This is a genomic window from Ottowia pentelensis, from assembly GCF_964341695.1.
On the sequence record NZ_OZ224513.1, the window covers coordinates 497,835 to 517,414 of the forward strand.

Here is a 19,580-nt window from a genome sequence, read left to right on the forward strand (position 1 = left end):
ACCATGACCCTGCCTGCCCCGCTCAACGCCTTCCTGTTCGGTCTCTACCCCTACATCTGCCTGGTCGTGCTGCTGCTGGGCAGCCTGGTGCGCTTCGACCGCGAACCCTATTCGTGGAAGAGCGACTCCTCGCAAATCCTGCGCAACGGCCAGCTCAAGCTGGGCAGCAACCTGTTTCACTACGGCGTGCTGATGGTGATCCTGGGCCACTTCGTCGGCTTTCTGATGCCCGAGCCGCTGGTGATGTGGCTGATGAGCCCCAGCCAGCACCAGCTGCTGGCCATGGGGGTGGGCGGCGTCTCGGGCGTCATCGCCCTGGTCGGTGCCACGCTGCTGATCCACCGGCGCCTGTCGGATCAGCGCATCCGCGGCAACAGCCGCCGATGGGACATCGCCGTCATCGCCATGCTGTGGCTGCAGCTGGCGCTGGGCGTGATCACCGTGCCGCTGTCGGCGCAGCACATGGATGGGGCGATGTTCGAGCGCCTGGTGGCCTACGTGCAGGGCGTGGTGCTGCTGCGCGGCGACAACGCCCAGCTGGTGCAGGGCGTGCCTTGGGTGTACCAGCTGCACATCCTGCTGGGCTTCACCATCTTCCTGGTGTCGCCCTTCACGCGCATGGTGCACATCTGGAGCGGCGTGGGCACCCTGGCCTACCTGGTGCGCCCGCACCAGATCGTGCGCAAGCGCGGCGGGAGCCTGAACTGATGCCGGAGTCCATCACCGTCAACGGCATCGCGGTGGATGCGGCCGACTGGCCCAGCCCGCAGCTGGCCGCCGTGCACGAGCTGCTGCGCCAGCGCGCGCAGGCGCTGCAGCTGCTGGCCGAGGGCGCCGACGCCCAGGCCACCACCGAGGCCATCGAGCAGCTGTTGGCGCGCGAAGTCGGCGTGCCCGAACCCACGCCCGCCGAATGCCGCCGCTGGTACGACGCCCACCTGCCGCGCTACCGCAACGGCGAGCTGGTGCATGCGCGCCATATCCTGTTTCAGGTCACGCCCGGCACGCCGGTGCCGGCCGTGCGCGCGCAGGCCGAACGCACGCTGAAGGAGCTGATGGCGCAGCCCGAGCTGTTCGAGCAGCGGGCGCGCAGCCAGTCCAACTGCCCCTCGGGCGCGCAGGGCGGCCAGCTCGGCCAGCTGCAGCGTGGCGCCACCGTGCCCGAGTTCGAGCAGGCACTGTTCAACGGCGTGCAGCTGGGCGTGCTGCCCGGTCTGGTCAACACGCGCTACGGCTTTCACATCGTCGCGGTCGACCAGCGGGTGCCGGGCGAGCAGCTGCCTTTCGAGGCGGTGCGCGAACGGGTGGCGGCCGAGCTGCGCAACGCCGCCGAGCGGCGCGCGCTCGGCCAGTACGTGCGCGTGCTGGCGGGCCAGGCCGAGCTGGACGGCGTGGCGCTGGACGCCGCGGCCTCGCCGCTGGTGCAATAGCCCTCGGCGCCGCGCCTATCGGGCCGCGTCGGCGGGCTTGAAGTGCTGGCGCAATTCGGCGCAGGGGTCGCGTGGCGGCAGCGGCGGTGTGGGCCAGACCTGGTCGGCGCCGGCTTCGGCCTGGATCGCCGAATATCCTGAATTGATAGCTGCTCGCGCTTGCTCTGCCTGGGCTGAGACCACTTTTGACTTGATATTGTTAGGCAGGTACTCCGGAATGCCGAGGCCGCGCTGCACATGGCCGTTGCCGGCCACCAGCAGCACGGTGCGGCCCGGCTGCAGCGCGCGCACCGCGGTCTCGGCCATGGCTCGGTCGCGCGCGATCTGGATGCGCGTCATGGGCACGATCTGGCCTTCGGGCAGCAGGTCGCAGTGGCCTTCGCGGATGCGGCGCTGCTGCTCGGCCCAGGCGGCGGGCGGCAGGCGCGTGTCCAGGCTGGCGTCCTGCATTGCCTGGCGCATCTCGGCGCGCGGCAGGTTGGCGCCCCACACCGGCACGCCGGCGCGCACCGCCGCCATCACCACCGGGCCGTAGGTGTCCCAGGGCCAGCCGGCCTCGTCCCAGGCCAGCGCGCGGCGCACCTGGGCCTGGCTGGCGCTGCGCGGCAGGCCGGCCGTGTCGTGGCCCTGCTCGGCCATCTCCAGCACCAGCGCCGCCAGCCGCCCGCGCGCGGCCAGCCATTGCACCGTGGCGCGCTCCAGCCGGTGATGCTCGGGCGCGTCGTGCTGCTCGCCCAGCAGCAGCACGTCGGTGGGCAGCAGGGCGTTCAGGCGGGCGTCCAGCCGGGCCTGGTCGGCCGGGCTCAGCCGTGCCGGCGTGGCGCAGGCGGCCAGCAGCAGGGCGGCCAGGGCAGCGGTGGCGAGCAGGGTGAAGCGGCGCATCACGCCATACTAAGCCGATGGCGGAGATGCATCACGAGGCGGTGAGGCGCTGGCTGCGCGTCGGCCTGACGCTGGCGCTGGCCAGCGGGGCCGCTCTGCTGGCGGTGCGCGCCCGCGTGCCGGTGCCGTGGATGATCGGCCCGCTGCTGGTCACGGCGGCGGCGCGCATGGCCGGGCTGCCCGCGGTCAGCAGCACCCGGCTGCGCAACGCCGGGCAATGGGTCATCGGCGCGGCGCTGGGCCTGTACTTCACGCCGCAGGTGACGGCGCTGGTGCTGGGCCTGTGGTGGGCGGTGGCGCTGGCGGTGCTGTTCGCGCTGGGGCTGGGGGTGCTGTTCGGCGGCTGGATGGACCGGGCGCTGGGCGCGGCCGGCGCCGAGCTGACGCCCGCGCAGCGGCGCGCCACGGCCTGGTTCGCCAGCTCGGTCGGCGGCGCGTCGGAGATGACGCTGCTGGCCGAGCGCGCCGGCGCCCGCGCCGACCTGGTGGCCGCCGCGCACAGCGTGCGCATGACGGTGGTGGTGCTGGTGCTGCCCTTTGCCATGCAGTGGGCGCGCCAGCACTGGCAACTGCCGGCGCTGGACGCCACGCCGCCCGGCCGCGCCGCCGCCGAATGGCCGGGCCTGCTGTGGCTGGGCCTGGCCACCGGCGCCGGCGCCTGGTTGATGGGCCGCACGCGCCGCGCCAACCCCTGGTTCATCGGCCCGCTGCTGGTGACCATGGCCCTGACCATGGCCGACGTGCATGCCTCGGCCGTGCCCAAGGCGCTGACCAATGCGGCGCAGCTGGTGATCGGCGTCAGCCTGGGCGTGCGCTTTTCGCGCCCGTTCCTGCGCACCGCGCCGCGCTGGCTGGCGGCCGCCGCCCTCGGCACGCTGGGCATGATCGCGCTGTGCGCCGGCTTTGCCGCGCTGCTGGCGGGGCTGACCGGCCTGCACCCGGTGACGCTGATGCTGGCCACCGCGCCCGGCGGCATCGCCGAGATGGCGATCACCGCGCAGGTGCTGCAACTGGGCGTGGCGGTGGTCACCGCCTTTCAGGTGTGCCGGCTGGTGGCCGTGCTGCTGCTGGCCGAGCCCCTGTTCGGCTGGCTGGAGCGGCGACGGGCGGCGCCCGTGCATGAAAAAGGGGCCTGACGCGGCCCCTTCTTTGGTTGTGCCCAGCCTGGGTGGGCGTCAGCCCCTCAGTGCAGCACGACCGGGTTTTGCGCCAGTTCGGCGTAGCCTTCCAGCGTGTCTTCCACCTCTTCCTGCGTGGGGGTGTTTTGCTGCCACTCGGTGATGCGGCGCTGAAACAGCTCGGCCCACAAGCCGTCCAGGTACACCTCCTTGCCCGAGCGCTTGTCCACGATCTCGAAGCCGTGGCGCGCCAGCGTGGGCTCGCCCGCGTCGTCGTCGGCGCGCGCGGGCTCGTCGGGCAGCAGGTGCACCACCACGAAGCCGTCGGAGTCGTAGAGCGTGTTCATGGATTTTGCGTGGGCCTTTCAGGAAGTGGATGCACCAGTGTGCCCCATGCAGATAAGAACGAACCAGCGGTTTTCAAGGCCGACAGGGTTTGGCAGGGTTTATCCCCGTTCACCAGAGCCTACACTCGCAGCCCATGAAATTGGCAACGTACAAGGACGGCTCGCGCGACGGGCAGCTGGTGGTGGTCTCGCGCGACCTGGGCACGGCGCATTACGCCACCGGCATCGCCAGCCGGCTGCAGCAGGCGCTGGACGACTGGAACTTCATCGCGCCGCAGCTGCAGGACTTGTCCGACGCGCTCAACCACGGCCGCGCGCGCCACCCCTTCGCGTTCGACCCGGCCCAGTGCATGGCGCCGCTGCCGCGCGCCTACCAGTGGCTGGACGGCTCGGCCTACCTCAACCACGTCGAGCTGGTGCGCGCCGCCGGCCGCAGCGACGTGCCCGAGCGCTTTTACACCGAGCCGCTGATGTACCAGGGCGGCAGCGACGACTTTCTGGGCCCTTGCGACCCCATCATCGTGCCCGACGAGGCCATGGGCATCGACTTCGAGGCCGAGCTGGCCGTCATCACCGCCGATGTGCCCATGGCCGCCACGCCCGAGCAGGGGCTGGACGCCATTCGCCTCGTCATGCTGGCCAACGACGTCAGCCTGCGCCACCTGATCGCCGGCGAGGTCGAGACCCGCCTGGGCCTGGTGCAGGGCAAGCCGGCCACCGCCTTCAGCCCGGTGGCCGTCACGCCCGACGAACTGGGCGAAGCCTGGCAGGGCGGGCGCGTGCACCTGGCCCTGCAGACCAGCTGGAACGGCCGCAAGGTGGGCCTGTGCGAGGCCGGGCCCGACATGCGCTTTCACTTCGGCCAGCTCATCCAGCATGCCGCGCGCACGCGCCGCCTGCGTGCCGGCAGCATCGTCGGCAGCGGCACCGTCAGCAACCCGGGGGTGGAGCAAAACGGTCGCCGCGAATGGCCCCGGGGCTATGGCTGTATCGCCGAAAAGCGCGCCATGGAAACCCTGCAGGATGGCGCGCCCAAGACCGAGTACATGCGCTTTGGCGACCGCGTGCGCATCGAGATGAAGGGCAAGGGTGGCCAGTCGCTGTTCGGCGCCATCGACCAGCAGGTCAGCCCGCTGGCGCCCTGATGGCTCCTTCGATTTTTCGTTCACCACCACAAACCACAAGCAAGGAGACAAGCTGATGCACCGCCGACACTTCATTTCACTGGCCCCCGCCGCGCTGGCGGCGCCCTGGGCGCACGCGCAAGGCGGCTGGCCCACGCAGCAGATTCGCTGGGTGGTGCCCTATCCGGCCGGCGGCGGCACCGACGCGCTGGCGCGCGTGATCTCCGAAGCCATGCGACCGGGGTTGAACCAGCAGGTGATCGTGGTCGACAACCGCCCGGGCGCCTCGACCAACATTGCCGGCGAGCTGGTGGCCACGGCCAAGCCCGACGGCTACACCGTCATGTCGGCCGACAACGCCATCCTGGCCTACAACGAGCACCTGTTTTCCAAGCTGCGCTTCGACCCCGCCAAGAGCTTCACCTACATCGGCGCGTTCGGCCGCTTTCCGCTGGCGCTGGTGGTCACGCCGAAGTTTCCGGCCCAGACGCTGAAAGAGTTCTTGGCCTACGTGCGCGCGCATCCGGGCAAGGTCAACTACGCCTCGCCGGGCAATGGCTCGCCGCACCACCTGGCGATGGAGCTGTTCAAGAACCGCACCGGCACCTTCGTCACCCACATCCCCTACCGCGGCGCGGCGCCGGCCATGCAGGACGTGATGAGCGGGCAGGTGGACTGCATGTTCCTCGATCTGCCCGCGGGCCTGCCCACCATCGAAAGCGGCAAGGTGCGCGCGCTCGCCATCGGCTCGGCCCAGCGCGTGCCGCAGCTGCCCAATTTGCCGACGCTGACCGAAAGCGGCGTGAAGGACAGCGAGGTCTACGCCTTCCAGGGCCTGCTGGGCCCGGCCGGCATGCCGGCCGACGTGGTGGCCAAGCTCAACGGCGCCCTCAACGCCGCGCTGAAGGCGCCGGTGGTCGTGCAGCGCATGCACGACTATGGCATGGAGGCCCAACCCGGCACGCCGCAGCAGTTCTTCGACATGTCGCGCGCCGAGGCCAGGCGCTGGGGGCCGGTCATCAAGTCGGCGGGCGTCAAGCTGGATTGACGCCGACGGTCAGAGCTGCGGCGCGAGCGACTTGAGGCCGCGCAGCAGCATCTCGACCGCCACCGCCACCAGGATCAGGCCCATCAGCCGCTCGAAGGCCTGCAGCACGCGCGCGCCGACCCAGCGCTGGATGCGCTCGGACAGCACCAGCACCAGCGCGCACACGGCCATGGTCACGCTGAGCGCGGCCACCCATTCCCAGCGCCGCTCGGGCGCCTGGCTGACCAGCAGCAGCACGGTGGCCAGCGCCGACGGCCCGGCCAGCGCGGGCACCGCCAGCGGCACGATCAGGGGCTCGGCGGCGGCCTCCTCGTCCGGCACCGGCGGCGGCGGAAACACCATGCGCAGCGCGATCAGGAACAGCACCACCGCGCCGGCCAGCTGCAGCGCCAGCTGCGACAGGTTCATCACACGCAGGAAGGCGTCGCCCACGAACATGAAGGCCAGCAGCAGGCCGAAGGCGATCAGCACCTCGCGCAGGATCACGCGCGGGCGGCGCGCCGCCGGCACCGCCTTCAGCGCGCTGGCGAAGATGGGGATGTTGCCCAGCGGGTCGGTGATCAGCAGCAGCAAGATGGTGGCCGAGACGAAGGTGTAGCTCATGGCGGGGCGCCGGCAAGGGTGGCGCTGGCCGGCATTGTGCAATGCGCGGGCGGGCGGCGCCGCTACGATCGGGGCGGCTCATTCCCGTCAACCCCACCCAGAGAAAGGACCATGCCATGACCGCTCCCGCCATCGACTACAGCCGCTACCAGACTCTCAACATCACGCGCCGCGGCGACGGCGGCTGCGTGCTCGACCTGCAGATGAAGGCCAAGAACGGCAAGCTGCCCACCGCCGGCCATGAAGGCCACTGGGAGCTGAGTGAAATCTGGCGCGACATCGACCGCGACGACAGCGTGCGCGTGGCCGTGCTGCGCGGCGAGGGCATGGGCTTTTCGGGCGGCGGCGACCTGGCCCTGGTGCAGGACATGGCCAGCGACTTCGCCGTGCGCTCGCGCGTATGGAAGGAGGCGCGCGACCTGGTCTACAACATCATCAACTGCGACAAGCCCGTCGTCAGCGCCATGCACGGCCCGGCCGTCGGCGCGGGGCTGGTGGCGGGCCTGCTGGCCGACGTGTCGATCGCCGCCAGGTCGGCCAAGATCGTCGACGGCCACACGCGCCTGGGCGTGGCCGCGGGCGACCACGCCGCCATCTGCTGGCCACTGCTGTGCGGCATGGCCAAGGCCAAGTACCACCTGCTGCTGTGCGAGGCCGTGAGTGGCGAGGAGGCCGAGCGCATCGGCCTGGTGTCGCTGGCCGTCGATGACGATCAGCTGCTGGCCAAGGCCTACGAGGTGGCCGACAAGCTGGCTGCCGGCGCCCAGAGCGCGATCCGCTGGACCAAATACTCGCTCAACAACTGGTACCGCCAGGCCGGGCCGACGTTCGACACCTCGCTGGCGCTCGAATTCATGGGCTTCGGCGGCAGCGAGGTGCACGAGGGCATCGCCAGCCTGCGCGAGCGCCGTGCGCCGCGCTACAGTGAACTATCAAAATAATAGCTGTCAGCGCTTGGTCAGCGGGCGCTGCAGCCCGATTTGATATAAAACGAATCAGGCCGTCGCCTTCATCCGTGCCAGCATGGCCGCGGTGTTGGTCTTGCGGTCGGCGTTGACCTGTTGCACGCTGGGGCGCTCGCCCATGCGCTGGAGGTAGTCCTTCACCGGCAGCGCGGCCAGCAGGTCTTCGCCGTAGACGATCTTGCTGCAGCTGGCGACCAGCGGCAGGTGCACGGCGGCGGCGCAGTCGGCCAGCGTGAACGTGGTGCCGCCGACGAAGGGCGCGAAGCGCGCCAGCCGGCCGAAGGCAGCGATGTTCTTTTGCAGCTGCGGCTTGATCTTTTGCTTGAGCGTGTCGCTGACCTGGCCGCCGAAGAAGGCCGCGGGGTAGAGGTTGCGCGCTACCAGCTCCAGGTGCAACTCCAGATGGCGCAGCAGCTCGCGCGCCTTGGCGGCTGCATAGGGGTCGGCCGGCAGCAGCGGGTGCCCGGGGTAGCGCGCCTCGATGTATTCGAGCATCACGGTCGATTCGCTGATCGGGCCCTGCTCGGTCAGCAGGTAGGGCACCTTGCCCAGCGGGCTGGCGGCCGGGTCGGTTTCGCCGATCCAGGCCAGTTTTTCCTCGAACGGCACGCCTTTTTCAAGCAGCGCGAGTTTGACGACGTTGTAGTAGTTGCTGGCCGCGAAGCCGACGAGTTCGAGCACGGGACATCCTCCGGACGGGTGGGGGTTGGACAGGGCGTCAAGCCTAACGCCTGCGGGCCGCCACGCCGGTCGCCGACCGGACGCGCCGTATCATCGGCCGATGATTCGCAGCGAGGTGACCATGTTCGGCAAGCTTTCTCGACGCGCGGCGCTGTGGGCGCTGGCGAGCACCCTGGCGGCCGGCGCCGTCCAGGCCCAGCCGCCGGTGGTGCAGGTGCAGGACGCCTGGGCGCGCGCCACCGTGCCCGGCCAGGGCGCCAGCGGGGCCTTCATGACCCTGACCGCGCCGCAGGGCGCCACGCTGGTGGGCGTGTCCTCGCCCGCGGCCACGGCCGAGCTGCACGAGATGGCGATGGACGGCAACGTGATGCGCATGCGCCCGCTGGCCACGCTGGCCCTGCCGCCGGGCCAGGCGGTGACGCTCAAGCCGGGCGGCGTGCACGTCATGCTGCTGGACTTGAAGGCGCCGCTGACGGCCGGCGCCACGCTGCCGCTGACGCTGCAGTTGCGCGACGCCCAGGGCGCGAGCTCGCAGCTCGAGGTGCAGGTGCCGGTGCGCGCGCTGGGCGGCAGTGCCATGGGGCAGGGCATGGGACACGGCGCCATGCACGGGCGTTGACTTGCGCCGTGCCTGCGCTAAGCTGCGCCCAGGCGAGGCTTGGTCCGCGCGAGGAGCGAGAGCATGAGCGAGCAGACACCGTTTGCCTTCGGCAAGCTGATTCCGGGGTTCGAGTTTTTGCAGCAGCTGACCGCCGGCAACGCGGGCGGTGCGGCGGCCACGGGCTTGAGCCACTGGGTGGCGCCCACGGTCAACGTCGAGGAGCTGGAGCAGCGCATTTCCGAGTTGAAGACCGTGCAGTTCTGGCTGGAGCAGAACCTGCTGGCGCTCAAGGCCACCGTGCAGGCGCTGGAGGTGCAGAAGATGACCCTGCTCACGCTGCGGGGCATGAACCTGAGCATGGCCGAGGTGGCGCAGGCCTTCACCATGCCGCCCGCCGCGCCGTCCACGGCGGCGCCGGCGCCGGCCTCCGAGGGCGGCAGCGGCTGGCCTTATGCGGACAAGAGCGCCGCCGCGCCAGCGCCAGAAGCCGAGCCCGCCGAACCCGATGAGCCGAAGGCGGCCGCGCCCGCCAAGGCGCCGCGCCGCCCGGCCGCCGCCAAGGCCCCGGCCACTGCCGCGCCGGCCGGCGCCGGCGTGACCGACCCGATCCAGTGGTGGGGCGCCCTGACCCAGCAGTTTCAGCAGATCGCCACCCAGACCCTGCGCGAGGCAGCGCGCGCCATGCCGGCCGCCGAGCCGGCCGACCTGGCACCGGCCGATGCCCCCGCCGCCGCGCCGAAACCCGCGGCGCCCGCCAGGAAGGCCGCTGCGACCAAGCGCAAGAAGGTCGCGCGCAAAACGCCCGCCCGAAAGGCCGCCGCCAAGGCGCCCGCGCCCAAGCCGCGCAGCCTGCTCGGCTGGCCACTGCCCACGCCGCCAGAAAAGATCTGAGCGCAGGTCGCGGCGCCCGGCGCTCAAGGCTGGGCGTTGTGGCTTGCAGCGCCTGCGTCCGTCACAGCAGCGCCAGGCTGAAGGCCAGCGAGGACTGCGCCCGCTCCAGCCCCAGGCTGCGCTCCACCGGCTCCATGAACAGCGCGAAGCCGTAGAACACGCAGCCTCAGCTGATCAGCTGCGCCACCGACAGCCCGGTGACCCGCTGGCGCGGGGACGGCGCGGAAAGCGTCATGCTGCGGCGATCAAGAGCGAAATAGCTCGCTGGCGCCCGGTGAACAAGCGCGGCAAGCTATTGAATTGATAGTAATTGACGGTGCCGGTGATCGCTGGCCGGGCGCCGCAGGTGGGGGGCGCCTGCCGGCCGCCCCCGCGTTGCGAATCAGAGCGACTTCTTGATCAGGTTGCCGATCTCGCCCACGATGCCGCGGCGAAACAGCAGCACGCAGACCACGAAGATCGCGCCCTGCACCACCGTCACCCAGGAGCCCAGCTCGGCCAGGTAGTTCTGCATGGTGACGATGGTGGCGGCGCCCACCACGGGGCCGAAGATGGTGCCCATGCCGCCCAGCAGCGTCATCAGCACCACCTCGCCCGACATGCTCCAGTGCACGTCGGTGAGCGAGGCCAGCTGGAACAGGATGGCCTTGGTGGCGCCGGCCAGGCCGGCCAGCGTGGCCGACAGCACGAAGGCGCGGTGCTTGAACTTGTCGGCGTCGTAGCCGAGCGAGATGGCGCGCGGCTCGTTCTCGCGGATGGCCTGCAGCACCTGACCGAAGGGCGAGTGGACGATGCGGTAGATCAGCAGGAAGCCGCCCAGGAAGATCACCAGCACGAAGCAGTACATGGCGAAGGTCTGCGACAGGTCGATCAGGCCGAACAGGTGGCCGCGCGGCACGGCCTGGATGCCGTCCTCGCCATGGGTGAACGGCGCCTGCAGCGAGAAGAAGAACACCATCTGCGCCAGCGCCAGCGTGATCATGGCGAAGTAGATGCCCTGGCGGCGGATGGCCAGCAGACCCGTCACCCAGCCCAGGGCGGCCGTGCACAGGGTGGCGAAGCCGATGGCCAGCTCGGGCGTCCAGCCCCAGACCTTGGCGGCATGCGCGGCCGCGTAGCCGGCGCCGCCCAGGAACATGGCGTGACCGAAGGACAGCAGTCCGCCAAAGCCCAGCAGCAGGTTGAAGGCACAGGCGAACAGGGCAAAGCACATCACCTTCATCATGAACACCGGGTACACGCCCAGCAGCGGGGCACCGACCAGGATGATCACCATGATGGCGAACACCAGCATGTGCGTGCGCCGCGGGTTGCTCGGCGCCGGGGCCGCGGATGCGGCGGTGGTCGGCGCGCCGGAGGAGGAGCTGGCAGCAGTGTTCATGGGCTTACTTCTGGGCGCCAAACAGGCCGGCCGGGCGAACCAGCAGCACGATGGTCATGATGATGAAGATGGCGGTGGTCGAAGCCTCGGGATAGAACACCTTGGTCAGGCCCTCGACCAGGCCCAGGCCGAAACCGGTGACGATGGCGCCCATGATCGAGCCCATGCCGCCGATCACCACCACGGCAAACACGACGATGATGATCTGCTCGCCCATCAGCGGGCTGACCTGGTAGATGGGCGCGGCCATCACGCCGGCCAGCGCCGCCAGCGCCACGCCGAAGCCGAAGGTCAGCGTGACCATGCGCGGCACGTTGATGCCGAAGGCCTGCACCAGCTGAGGGTTTTCGGTGGCCGCACGCAGGTAGCCGCCCAGCCGCGTGTGCTCGATGACGAACCAGGTCGCCAGGCACACCACCGCCGAGGCCACGATGACCCAGGCGCGGTAGTTGGGCAGGAACATGAAGCCCAGGTTGGTGCCGCCCTGCAGCTGCGCCGGAATGGCGTAGGGCAGGCCGGAGGAGCCGTATTCGTTGCGGAACAGCCCCTGGATGACCAAGGCCAGGCCGAAGGTCAGCAGCAGGCCGTAGAGGTGGTCGAGCTGGTACAGGCGCTTGAGCATGGTGCGCTCCAGCACCACGCCGATGGCGCCGACCACCACCGGCGCCACGATAAGCGACCACCAGTAGTTGAGCCCCAGCTTGGAAAGTAGCAGATAGGCGCCGAAGGCGCCCATCATGTAGAACGCGCCGTGCGCGAAGTTGATGATGTTGAGCAGGCCGAAGATGACGGCCAGGCCCAGCGACAGCAAGGCGTAGAAGGAGCCATTGATCAGGCCGATGAGCAGCTGACCCATCAGGGCCTGGATCGGGATGTCAAACATGCGCGAAAACCTTCATGTCGTGCGGTGCGGGCCGGCCGTCAGGGGGGCCGATCAGGACTTGACCAGCGGGCAGCCGCCTTCGTTCAGCGGGCGGAAGGCCTTGTCGGCCGGAATGGTCTGCAGCAGCTTGTACAGGTCCCACGGGCCCTTGGACTCGCTGGGTTTCTTGACCTCGAACAGGTAGGCCGGATGGATCTTGCGTCCGTCGATGCGGATCATGCCCTTGCCGAACAGCGGATCGTCCGTGGGCAGCTTCTTCATCTCGGCCACCACCTTGGCGCCGTCCTTGTCTTCCTGGATGGCGTCGACCGCCTTCAGGTAGTGCAGCATGCCGGCGTAGTCGCCCGCCTGCGCCATGGTCGGCATGCGGCCGCCGTGCAGGGCGCCGAAGCGCTTGGACCAGGCCCGGGTGCCGTCGTTCATGTCCCAGTAGAAGCTTTCGGTCAGCTGCAGGCCCTGTGCCGTTTGCAGGCCCAGGCTGTAGACGTCGGACAGGAACAGCAGCAGGCCAGCCAGGTTCTGGCCACCCTTGACGATGCCGAACTCGGCCGCCTGCTTGATGGTGTTGGTGGCGTCCGAGCCGGCATTGGCCAGGCCGATGATCTTGGCCTTGGAGCCCTGCGCCTGCAGCAGGAAGGACGAGAAGTCGGTGGTGCCCAGCGGCGCCCGGACGGCGCCCAGCACCTTGCCGCCAGCGGCCTTGACGGCCTCGGAGGTGTCCTTCTCCAGCGAGTGGCCGAAGGCGTAGTCGGCCGTGATGAAGAACCAGCTGTCGCCGCCGTTCTTGACCACCGCGCTGCCGGTGCCGTGCGCCAGCATCCAGGTGTCGTAGGTCCAGTGCACGGTGTTGGCGTTGCAGAACTTGCCGGTCATGTCCGACGAGCCGCCGGTGGAGTTGACCATGACGCTGTTCTTGTCCTTGACCACCTGGGCCACGGCCAGCATCACCGACGACGTCGCGACGTCGAGGATCATGTCGACGCCTTCGGAGTCGATCCACTTGCGCGCGATGCTGGAGCCCACGTCGGGCTTGTTCTGGTGGTCGGCCGAGACGATCTCGATCTTCAGCTTGGAGCCGGTGGCCTTGACGTAGTCCTCGGCCGCCATCTTGGCGGCGACGACAGCGCCCGGGCCCGCCAGGTCGGCGTAGGGGCCGGACATGTCGGTCATGACGCCGATCTTGACCACGCCACCGGAAATCGCGGCCTGCGCGCCCCCTCCGGCCACGAGTCCCAGTCCGGCGATCAACGAGCACAACAGTTTGCGTTTCATGGTTGCTTCCTCTCCAAAATACCGATCAGTGCGGCATGCCTGTTTGAAAACCGTCGCCTGTCATTGTGGTGCTTGCGGGGTGACGGCGGGTGGGAGGAACCGGCGTGGGCGCAAGCTGCCTGCCCCGGTTCCTGACTTCGATGTCCGAGTCAGCTTATTTCTTGGCGACCAGCGGGCAGCCACCCTCGTCGAGCGGGCGGAACGCCTTGTCGGCGGGAATGGTCTGCAGCAGCTTGTAGTAGTCGTAGGGGTACTTGGACTCGCTGGGCTTCTTCACCTCGAACAGGTAGGCCGGGTGGAGCTTGCGTCCGTCCTCGCGGATCGTCCCCTTGCCGAACAGGATGTCGTCGGTCGGCATGGCCTTCATCTTGGCCACGATCGCCTTGCCGTCGGTGTCGTCCTGCAGCGCGTCGACCGCCTTCAGGTAGTGCAGCACGCTGGCGTACACGCCGGCATGGTCGGCCGACGGGTACTTGCCGCTGTTGGCGGCGGCAAAGCGCTTGCTCCAGGCACGGGTGTTGTCGTCGTGGTCCCAATAGAAGGTCTCGGTCAGTTGCAGACCCTGCGCGGTCTGCAGGCCGAGGCCATGCACGTCGGTGATGAACACCAGCAGGCCGGCCATCTTCTGGCCGCCCTTGACGATGCCGAACTCGGCCGCCTGCTTGACCGAGTTGGTGAAGTCCGCGCCCGCGTTGGCCAGGCCGACCACCTTGGCCTTGGACGACTGCGCCTGCAGCAGATAGGACGAGAAGTCGCTGGTGCCCAGCGGCACCTTGACGCTGCCCAGCACCTTGCCGCCGGACGCCTTGACGACGTCGCTCGTGTCGCGCTCCAGCGCGTGGCCAAAGGCGTAGTCGGCGGTCAGGAAGAACCAGCTGTCGCCACCGCTCTTGACCACCGCGCTGCCGGTGCCGTGCGCCAGCATCCAGGTGTCGTACAGCCAGTGCACGAAGTTGGGCGAGCAGGACTTGCCGGTCAGGTCGGACGAGCCGCCGCCGGTGTTGACGTTGACCTTGTTCTTTTCGGTCGTGACCTGGCTGACGGCCAGCGCGACCGACGAGGTGGGCACGTCGGTGATCATGTCCACGCCTTCGGTGTCGTACCACTTGCGCGCGATGCTGGAACCCACGTCCGGCTTGTTCTGGTGGTCGGCCGAGATGATCTCGACCTTCAGCTTGGAGCCAGTGGCCTTGACGTAGTCCTCGGCGGCCATCTTGGCCGCCAGCACCGAGCCGGTGCCGGTCAGGTCGGCGTACGGGCCGGACATGTCGTTCAAAACACCGATCTTGACCACACCCCCCGAAATGGCGGCCTGGGCCGCGCCCGACAGCGCCAGTCCCATGCCGGCGATCAGCGCGCAAAGCAGTTTGCGTTTCATTGGGGGGTTGCTCCTTGAGTTGGGGATGAAAAACGGAAAAATCAGACGCCGAGGTACTGGTGCAGCATGTCCATGTTGTCATGCAACTCGGCGGCGGTGAACTCGCGCAGGATCAGGCCGCGCTCCATGATGTAGAAGCGGTCGGCCAGCGGCGCGGCAAAGCGGAAGTTCTGCTCGACCATCAGCACCGTGAAGCCGCGCGCGCGCAGCTCGCGGATCATGCGCGCCAGCGCCTGCACGATGACCGGCGCCAGGCCTTCGGAGATCTCGTCCAGCAGCAGGATCTTGGCGCCGGTGCGCAGGATGCGCCCGACCGCCAGCATCTGCTGCTCGCCACCCGACAGGCGCCCGCCGGGGCTGTTGCGGCGGGTCTTCAGGTTGGGGAACATGTCGTAGATCTCGTCCACGCTCATGCCGCCCTCGGCCACCTTGGGCGGCAGCATCAGGTTTTCTTCACAGCTGAGCGAGGTCAGGATGCCGCGCTCCTCGGGGCAGTAGCCGACGCCCAGCTTGGCGATGTGGTGCGGCGCCAGGCGCACGGTGTCCTGGCCGTTGATCTCGATGGCGCCGGTGCGCTTGCCGACCAGGCCCATCAGGGCGCGCAGGCTGGTGGTGCGGCCGGCGCCGTTGCGGCCCAGCAGGCTCACCACCTCGCCGGTCTTGACCTCGAAATTGACGCCGTGCAGGATGTGCGATTCGCCATACCAGGCGTGCACGTCCTTGAAGCGGATGGCGGTGGTGGATGCGGTCATGCGTTGCGGCCCCTTCATTCGCCGATGCCTTCGAGCGCTTCGTCGGTGCTGCCCATGTAGGCCTCGAGCACCTTCGGGTTGCGCGACACCTCGGCGTAGGCCCCCTCGGCGATGACTTCGCCGAACTGCAGCACGGTGATGGTGTCGGCGATCTGGCCGACCACGCTCATGTTGTGCTCGACCATCAGCACGGTGCGGTCGGCCGCCACCTTCTGGATCAGCTGGGTGACCAGCTCCACGTCCTCGTGGCCCATGCCCTGGGTGGGCTCGTCCAGCAGCAGCAGCTTGGGGTCCATTGCCAGCGTGGTGGCGATCTCGAGCGCGCGCTTGCGACCGTAGGGCAGCTCGCTGGCCTGCAGGTGGGCGAACGAGGCCAGGCCCACATGGTCGAGCAGTTCCATGCAGCGCCCGTTGAGCTGGTCGAGCGTGCGCGAGGACTGCCAGAAGTTGAAGGCCGTGCCCAGGGTGGGCTGCAGCGCCACGCGCACGTTCTCCAGAACGCTCATGTGCGGGAAGGTGGACGAGATCTGGAACGAGCGCACCATGCCCCGGCGTGCCACCTGGGCGGGCTTTTCATGCGTGATGTCGCTGCCTTCCAGCAGGATGGTGCCGCGCGTGGGCTCCAGGAATTTGGTCAGCAGGTTGAAGCAAGTGGTCTTGCCGGCGCCATTGGGGCCGATCAGCGCGTGGATGGTGCCGCGCTGGACCTTGAGGTTGACACCGTTGACCGCGACAAAGCCCTTGAACTCTTTTACGAGACCGCGGGTTTCCAAAATGATGTCTGAACTCATGCGCCCCTGTCGTCATCAAGCTGATAGCACCGGCACCAGGAGGCGCCGGTCAAAACGGGCCGATTATGCGCATGAGAAAGGCGCTTTCCGCTCAGGGTTTTCACCCGAAAACGGAGGCGCGGGACAGCGATGGCGGCGACGGCGGCCGCCACGCAGGTGGGCTTACGTGCCGCTGTTGTCGGCCTTCACGTGCGCCGTGTCGGTGGCAATGGCCTGCTCCTGGCCGGCGATGGCCTGCCGGTCCTGGTACACCGCGTCGGCGTCGGGCGAGGTGGCGGCCATCAGGCCATGCTGGCGGTCGTGCCGCAGGCGATGCTCGTCGGTCTTCAGCTGCGCTTCGTCGTCGCGGCGTTGCATGCGGTCGTCCCGGGCTTGCAGCGATCGGGCCGGGTCGGCACGCAGGTCGCTGTTGTCGCCGCGGATGTCCTGGCGGTCGTGGTAGACGCGCATGGCGTCGGGCGACTCGGCAGCCATCTTGCCGTCGGCCCGATCGGCCTTGAGCGTGTGGCTGTCGGTGCTGAGCTGCGCGCGCTCCAGGGCCAACGAGGCCAGGTCGGCGTTCAACTGCGCCTGGTCTTCCCGTTGCGGCAGGGTCTGGGTCGCGGCCATCGCCAAGCCGGGCCCCAGCGCCAGCAGGGCGGCAACGGCGATCAAGGGGGTGTGCAGGCGGAAAGTCATGGTTCGTGCTCCTGGTTGCGGCGCCGGCGACACGCTGGCGGCCGAGGGCGAAATGCAAGTGATTTCGTGCCGCTCATGCTAGGTCGGCCGAACGCGTGGGCACAGTGCCGGCGGTCACCTTGTGGCGCGTGACCTTCGTCATGAGATCGAGGCGCGCCGTGCCCGGCGTCAGGTGTCGCGCGGCGCGGCGCCCAGCGGCACTTCGGTGCTGAACTTGGCGCGCCGCGTGGCGAAGAAGGTGCGCACGTTGCGCACGTTGGCGTCCTGCGTGAACAGGCGCTCGGCCAGCACCTGATAGGCCGGCATGTCGCCCACGCGCAGCACCAGCATGAAGTCGGGCCCGGGCGCCACGCGCCAGCACTGCTGCACGGCGGGCTCGGCCACCGCCCGGCGCTCGAACGCGGCCAGGTGCTCGGCGCCCTGGCGGTCGAGCGTCACCTCGGCGATGGCGCTCAGGCCGTGGCCCTGCAGGGCCGCCAGACGGTCCTCGTCCAGCAGCGCCACGGTGCGGGTGATGAGGCCCGCCTGGTGCAGGCGGCGCACGCGCCGCAGGGCGGTGGGCGGTGAAACGCCCGCGCGCTCGGCCAGGGCCTGGTTGCTGGCGGCGGCATCGTGCTGCAGCAGGCTCAGCAGATGCCAATCGATGACGTCGAATTCCATAAATAATTAAAAATCAACAGAAAATTTCTTTATAAGCAATTGTAGAAATATTATTTCAACATTGGATTGAAATCAAACCCATATTTCTGATCGGTCTCATTACGATCGAACCCGTTCAATCCAAGGGAGCGTTCACATGTGCGGAATCGTCGGCGCGGTCTCCACGCGCAACATCGTGCCCATCCTGGTGCAGGGCCTGCAGCGGCTGGAATACCGCGGCTACGATTCGTGCGGCGTGGCCGTGCACGTGGCGGCGGGCCACTTGCGGCGCGTGCGCGGCATCGCCCGCGTGGCCGACCTGGCGGCGCAGTGCGAACGCGAAGGGCTGCAGGGCAGCACCGGCATCGCCCACACGCGCTGGGCCACCCACGGCGCGCCCGCGGTGGCCAACGCGCACCCGCACGTCAGCTTCGGGCCCGAGGCGCGCGAGGCGGACGAGCGTGCGCCGCGCGTGACGCTGGTGCACAACGGCATCATCGAGAACCACGAGGCCCTGCACGCCGAGCTGGCCGCGCGCGGCTACGACTTTGCCAGCCAGACCGACACCGAGGTCATCGTGCACCTGATCGACAGCCTGTACGCCGGCGACTTGGCCGAAGCCGTGCGGGCGGCCGTCAAGCGCCTGCGCGGCAGCTATTCGATCGCCGTGCTGCACCGCGACGAGCCGCAGCGCCTGGTGGGCGCGCGCCAGGGCTCGCCCCTGGTGCTGGGCCTGGGCGCCGACGGCAAGGAAAACTTCCTGGCCAGCGACGCCATGGCCCTGGCCGGCGTGACCGACCAGATCGTCTATCTGGACGAGGGTGACGTGGTCGACGTGCAACTGGGCAAGCACTGGATCGTGGACGGCGACGGCCGGCCCGCCGAGCGCGCCGTGCGCACCGTGCAGGCCATGAGCGGCGCGGCCGAGCTGGGACCGTATCGCCACTACATGCAAAAGGAAATCTTCGAGCAGCCGCGTGCCGTGGCCGACACGCTGGAGGGCGTGAAGGCGGTGGTGCCCGAGCTGTTCGAGGCCGCCGCGCAGCACGCGCCGGGCGACGGCGCCTACCACACCTTCGCGCGCGTGCGCCAGGTGCTGATCCTGGCCTGCGGCACCAGCTACTACGCGGGCAGCGTGGCCAAGTACTGGCTGGAGAGCGTGGCCGGCATGCCTTGCCAGGTCGAGATCGCCAGCGAATACCGTTACCGCACTTCGGTGCCCGACCCCGACACGCTGGTCGTGACCATCTCGCAGTCGGGCGAGACCGCCGACACCCTGGCCGCCCTGCGCCACGCGCAGGGCCTGGGCATGCGCCACACACTGACGGTGTGCAACGTGGCCACCAGCGCCATGGTGCGCGAATGCAAGCTGGCCTTTCTCACCCGCGCCGGGGTCGAGATCGGCGTGGCCAGCACCAAGGCCTTCACCACGCAACTGGTGGGCCTGTTCCTGCTCACGCTGGCGCTGGCCAAGTCGCATGGGCGCCTGACCGATGAGCAGGAAGCCGCGCACCTCAAGGCCCTGCGCCACCTGCCGGTGGCCCTGCAGGCCGTGCTGGCGCTGGAGCCGCAGGTCATCGGCTGGGCCGAGCAGTTCGCGGCCAAGGAAAACGCGCTGTTCCTGGGCCGCGGCCTGCACTACCCCATCGCACAGGAGGGCGCGCTCAAGCTGAAGGAGATCACCTACATCCACGCCGAGGCCTACGCCGCCGGCGAGCTCAAGCACGGCCCGTTGGCCCTGGTCACCAGCGCCATGCCGGTGGTGGTGGTGGCGCCCAACGACGCGCTGCTGGAAAAGCTCAAGAGCAACATGCAGGAGGTGCGCGCGCGCGGCGGCGTGCTGTACGCGCTGGCCGACGCCGACAGCCGCATCGACAGCAGCGAGGGCCTGCACGTCATCCGCATGCCCGAAAGCGTCGGCCTGCTCTCGCCCATCCTGCACGTGGTGCCGCTGCAGTTGCTGGCCTATCACACGGCGGTGGCGCGCGGCACCGACGTGGACAAGCCGCGCAATCTGGCGAAGAGCGTGACGGTGGAGTGACCGTCGCACTCTTGGGGCATACGGCGCCCCGCGCCGAGGCGCGCGGGGTCTGGGTTTGCAGTGAAGACTCATGGC

Annotated in this window: 21 protein-coding genes; 9 read left to right on the plus strand and 12 right to left on the minus strand. The window is 69.1% G+C overall.

The window, feature by feature from the left end; genetic code table 11:
- Positions 1 to 3: 3 nt before the first annotated feature.
- Both narI and ACWHMB_RS02425 read left to right on the plus strand, forming a co-directional pair.
- On the plus strand, positions 4 to 708 hold the full coding sequence (gene narI, locus ACWHMB_RS02420) for a respiratory nitrate reductase subunit gamma (protein WP_377481887.1): 705 nt from the start codon (positions 4 to 6) through the stop codon (positions 706 to 708).
- A complete protein-coding gene (locus ACWHMB_RS02425) occupies positions 708 to 1,430 on the plus strand; it encodes a peptidylprolyl isomerase (RefSeq protein WP_377481884.1) in 723 nt (240 codons plus the stop codon). Before narI ends, ACWHMB_RS02425 begins: the two co-directional genes overlap by 1 nt.
- A 15-nt stretch (positions 1,431 to 1,445) precedes the next feature.
- On the opposite strand, the gene ACWHMB_RS02430 is transcribed toward ACWHMB_RS02425, so the two are convergent.
- On the minus strand, positions 1,446 to 2,312 hold the full coding sequence (locus ACWHMB_RS02430) for a ChaN family lipoprotein (RefSeq protein WP_377481881.1): 867 nt from the start codon (positions 2,310 to 2,312) through the stop codon (positions 1,446 to 1,448).
- A 17-nt stretch (positions 2,313 to 2,329) separates the two neighbouring features.
- Between ACWHMB_RS02430 and ACWHMB_RS02435 the strand changes: the two genes are divergently transcribed.
- Positions 2,330 to 3,448, plus strand: coding sequence for an AbrB family transcriptional regulator (locus tag ACWHMB_RS02435; protein ID WP_377481878.1), 1,119 nt, complete (start codon positions 2,330 to 2,332; stop codon positions 3,446 to 3,448).
- A 47-nt stretch (positions 3,449 to 3,495) separates the two neighbouring features.
- On the opposite strand, the gene ACWHMB_RS02440 is transcribed toward ACWHMB_RS02435, so the two are convergent.
- Positions 3,496 to 3,777, minus strand: coding sequence for a BTH_I0359 family protein (locus ACWHMB_RS02440; protein ID WP_377481875.1), 282 nt, complete (start codon positions 3,775 to 3,777; stop codon positions 3,496 to 3,498).
- Between the two features lie 134 nt (positions 3,778 to 3,911).
- On the opposite strand from ACWHMB_RS02440, the gene ACWHMB_RS02445 reads away from it, so the two are divergent.
- Both ACWHMB_RS02445 and ACWHMB_RS02450 read left to right on the plus strand, forming a co-directional pair.
- Positions 3,912 to 4,922 (plus strand): fumarylacetoacetate hydrolase family protein, encoded by a 1,011-nt coding sequence (locus ACWHMB_RS02445; protein ID WP_377481872.1) that lies wholly within the window; start codon positions 3,912 to 3,914, stop codon positions 4,920 to 4,922.
- Positions 4,923 to 4,977: 55 nt separating this feature from the next.
- Positions 4,978 to 5,949, plus strand: coding sequence for a Bug family tripartite tricarboxylate transporter substrate binding protein (locus ACWHMB_RS02450; RefSeq protein WP_377481870.1), 972 nt, complete (start codon positions 4,978 to 4,980; stop codon positions 5,947 to 5,949).
- A 9-nt stretch (positions 5,950 to 5,958) separates the two neighbouring features.
- Here the strand turns inward: ACWHMB_RS02450 and ACWHMB_RS02455 are convergent, their stop codons facing one another.
- Positions 5,959 to 6,552, minus strand: coding sequence for a MarC family protein (locus tag ACWHMB_RS02455; protein WP_293221340.1), 594 nt, complete (start codon positions 6,550 to 6,552; stop codon positions 5,959 to 5,961).
- Between the two features lie 116 nt (positions 6,553 to 6,668).
- On the opposite strand from ACWHMB_RS02455, the gene ACWHMB_RS02460 reads away from it, so the two are divergent.
- On the plus strand, positions 6,669 to 7,493 hold the full coding sequence (locus tag ACWHMB_RS02460) for an enoyl-CoA hydratase/isomerase family protein (RefSeq protein WP_293221342.1): 825 nt from the start codon (positions 6,669 to 6,671) through the stop codon (positions 7,491 to 7,493).
- A gap of 54 nt (positions 7,494 to 7,547) precedes the next feature.
- Here ACWHMB_RS02460 and ACWHMB_RS02465 read toward each other — a convergent pair whose 3' ends face one another.
- A complete protein-coding gene (locus tag ACWHMB_RS02465; protein WP_377481864.1) occupies positions 7,548 to 8,198 on the minus strand; it encodes a glutathione S-transferase family protein in 651 nt (216 codons plus the stop codon).
- A 100-nt stretch (positions 8,199 to 8,298) separates the two neighbouring features.
- Here ACWHMB_RS02465 and ACWHMB_RS02470 point away from each other — a divergent pair, with 100 nt between their 5' ends.
- Both ACWHMB_RS02470 and ACWHMB_RS02475 read left to right on the plus strand, forming a co-directional pair.
- Positions 8,299 to 8,817 carry a copper chaperone PCu(A)C gene (locus ACWHMB_RS02470; protein WP_377481861.1) on the plus strand — a complete coding sequence of 173 codons (519 nt, stop codon included), beginning with the start codon at positions 8,299 to 8,301 and terminating at the stop codon, positions 8,815 to 8,817.
- 63 nt (positions 8,818 to 8,880) lie between these two features.
- A complete protein-coding gene (locus tag ACWHMB_RS02475) occupies positions 8,881 to 9,690 on the plus strand; it encodes a PhaM family polyhydroxyalkanoate granule multifunctional regulatory protein (RefSeq protein WP_377481858.1) in 810 nt (269 codons plus the stop codon).
- A gap of 382 nt (positions 9,691 to 10,072) precedes the next feature.
- On the opposite strand, the gene ACWHMB_RS02480 is transcribed toward ACWHMB_RS02475, so the two are convergent.
- From ACWHMB_RS02480 to ACWHMB_RS02515, 8 genes are all read right to left on the minus strand, one after another.
- Positions 10,073 to 11,071 (minus strand): branched-chain amino acid ABC transporter permease, encoded by a 999-nt coding sequence (locus tag ACWHMB_RS02480; protein ID WP_377481855.1) that lies wholly within the window; start codon positions 11,069 to 11,071, stop codon positions 10,073 to 10,075.
- 4 nt (positions 11,072 to 11,075) lie between these two features.
- Positions 11,076 to 11,954 carry a branched-chain amino acid ABC transporter permease gene (locus ACWHMB_RS02485; RefSeq protein WP_377481851.1) on the minus strand — a complete coding sequence of 293 codons (879 nt, stop codon included), beginning with the start codon at positions 11,952 to 11,954 and terminating at the stop codon, positions 11,076 to 11,078.
- A 51-nt stretch (positions 11,955 to 12,005) separates the two neighbouring features.
- Positions 12,006 to 13,226, minus strand: coding sequence for an ABC transporter substrate-binding protein (locus ACWHMB_RS02490; protein ID WP_293223786.1), 1,221 nt, complete (start codon positions 13,224 to 13,226; stop codon positions 12,006 to 12,008).
- A gap of 154 nt (positions 13,227 to 13,380) precedes the next feature.
- On the minus strand, positions 13,381 to 14,604 hold the full coding sequence (locus tag ACWHMB_RS02495; RefSeq protein ID WP_293223784.1) for an ABC transporter substrate-binding protein: 1,224 nt from the start codon (positions 14,602 to 14,604) through the stop codon (positions 13,381 to 13,383).
- A gap of 41 nt (positions 14,605 to 14,645) precedes the next feature.
- On the minus strand, positions 14,646 to 15,356 hold the full coding sequence (locus tag ACWHMB_RS02500) for an ABC transporter ATP-binding protein (RefSeq protein ID WP_377481847.1): 711 nt from the start codon (positions 15,354 to 15,356) through the stop codon (positions 14,646 to 14,648).
- A gap of 14 nt (positions 15,357 to 15,370) precedes the next feature.
- A complete protein-coding gene (locus ACWHMB_RS02505; RefSeq protein ID WP_293223780.1) occupies positions 15,371 to 16,147 on the minus strand; it encodes an ABC transporter ATP-binding protein in 777 nt (258 codons plus the stop codon).
- 162 nt (positions 16,148 to 16,309) lie between these two features.
- Positions 16,310 to 16,825, minus strand: a complete 516-nt coding sequence (locus ACWHMB_RS02510; RefSeq protein ID WP_377481843.1) for a hypothetical protein — start codon at positions 16,823 to 16,825, stop codon at positions 16,310 to 16,312.
- A 168-nt stretch (positions 16,826 to 16,993) separates the two neighbouring features.
- Positions 16,994 to 17,485, minus strand: a complete 492-nt coding sequence (locus tag ACWHMB_RS02515; RefSeq protein ID WP_377481840.1) for an Lrp/AsnC family transcriptional regulator — start codon at positions 17,483 to 17,485, stop codon at positions 16,994 to 16,996.
- A 136-nt stretch (positions 17,486 to 17,621) separates the two neighbouring features.
- On the opposite strand from ACWHMB_RS02515, the gene glmS reads away from it, so the two are divergent.
- A complete protein-coding gene (glmS, locus tag ACWHMB_RS02520; RefSeq protein WP_377481837.1) occupies positions 17,622 to 19,505 on the plus strand; it encodes a glutamine--fructose-6-phosphate transaminase (isomerizing) in 1,884 nt (627 codons plus the stop codon).
- Positions 19,506 to 19,580 lie beyond the last annotated feature (75 nt).

Bases quoted from the DNA above. Each gene is read 5' to 3' on its own strand.
- ACWHMB_RS02460 (WP_293221342.1), top strand. From the start codon at position 6,669: ATGACCGCTCCCGCCATCGACTACAGCCGCTACCAGACTCTCAACATC.
- ACWHMB_RS02480 (WP_377481855.1), bottom strand. From the start codon at position 11,071: ATGAACACTGCTGCCAGCTCCTCCTCCGGCGCGCCGACCACCGCCGCA.
- ACWHMB_RS02475 (WP_377481858.1), top strand. From the start codon at position 8,881: ATGAGCGAGCAGACACCGTTTGCCTTCGGCAAGCTGATTCCGGGGTTC.
- ACWHMB_RS02500 (WP_377481847.1), bottom strand. From the start codon at position 15,356: ATGACCGCATCCACCACCGCCATCCGCTTCAAGGACGTGCACGCCTGG.
- ACWHMB_RS02440 (WP_377481875.1), bottom strand. From the start codon at position 3,777: ATGAACACGCTCTACGACTCCGACGGCTTCGTGGTGGTGCACCTGCTG.
- glmS (WP_377481837.1), top strand. From the start codon at position 17,622: ATGTGCGGAATCGTCGGCGCGGTCTCCACGCGCAACATCGTGCCCATC.
- narI (WP_377481887.1), top strand. From the start codon at position 4: ATGACCCTGCCTGCCCCGCTCAACGCCTTCCTGTTCGGTCTCTACCCC.
- ACWHMB_RS02490 (WP_293223786.1), bottom strand. From the start codon at position 13,226: ATGAAACGCAAACTGTTGTGCTCGTTGATCGCCGGACTGGGACTCGTG.
- ACWHMB_RS02505 (WP_293223780.1), bottom strand. From the start codon at position 16,147: ATGAGTTCAGACATCATTTTGGAAACCCGCGGTCTCGTAAAAGAGTTC.
- ACWHMB_RS02485 (WP_377481851.1), bottom strand. From the start codon at position 11,954: ATGTTTGACATCCCGATCCAGGCCCTGATGGGTCAGCTGCTCATCGGC.
- ACWHMB_RS02425 (WP_377481884.1), top strand. From the start codon at position 708: ATGCCGGAGTCCATCACCGTCAACGGCATCGCGGTGGATGCGGCCGAC.
- ACWHMB_RS02495 (WP_293223784.1), bottom strand. From the start codon at position 14,604: ATGAAACGCAAACTGCTTTGCGCGCTGATCGCCGGCATGGGACTGGCG.
- ACWHMB_RS02510 (WP_377481843.1), bottom strand. From the start codon at position 16,825: ATGACTTTCCGCCTGCACACCCCCTTGATCGCCGTTGCCGCCCTGCTG.
- ACWHMB_RS02430 (WP_377481881.1), bottom strand. From the start codon at position 2,312: ATGCGCCGCTTCACCCTGCTCGCCACCGCTGCCCTGGCCGCCCTGCTG.
- ACWHMB_RS02515 (WP_377481840.1), bottom strand. From the start codon at position 17,485: ATGGAATTCGACGTCATCGATTGGCATCTGCTGAGCCTGCTGCAGCAC.
- ACWHMB_RS02450 (WP_377481870.1), top strand. From the start codon at position 4,978: ATGCACCGCCGACACTTCATTTCACTGGCCCCCGCCGCGCTGGCGGCG.
- ACWHMB_RS02435 (WP_377481878.1), top strand. From the start codon at position 2,330: ATGGCGGAGATGCATCACGAGGCGGTGAGGCGCTGGCTGCGCGTCGGC.
- ACWHMB_RS02470 (WP_377481861.1), top strand. From the start codon at position 8,299: ATGATTCGCAGCGAGGTGACCATGTTCGGCAAGCTTTCTCGACGCGCG.
- ACWHMB_RS02445 (WP_377481872.1), top strand. From the start codon at position 3,912: ATGAAATTGGCAACGTACAAGGACGGCTCGCGCGACGGGCAGCTGGTG.
- ACWHMB_RS02455 (WP_293221340.1), bottom strand. From the start codon at position 6,552: ATGAGCTACACCTTCGTCTCGGCCACCATCTTGCTGCTGCTGATCACC.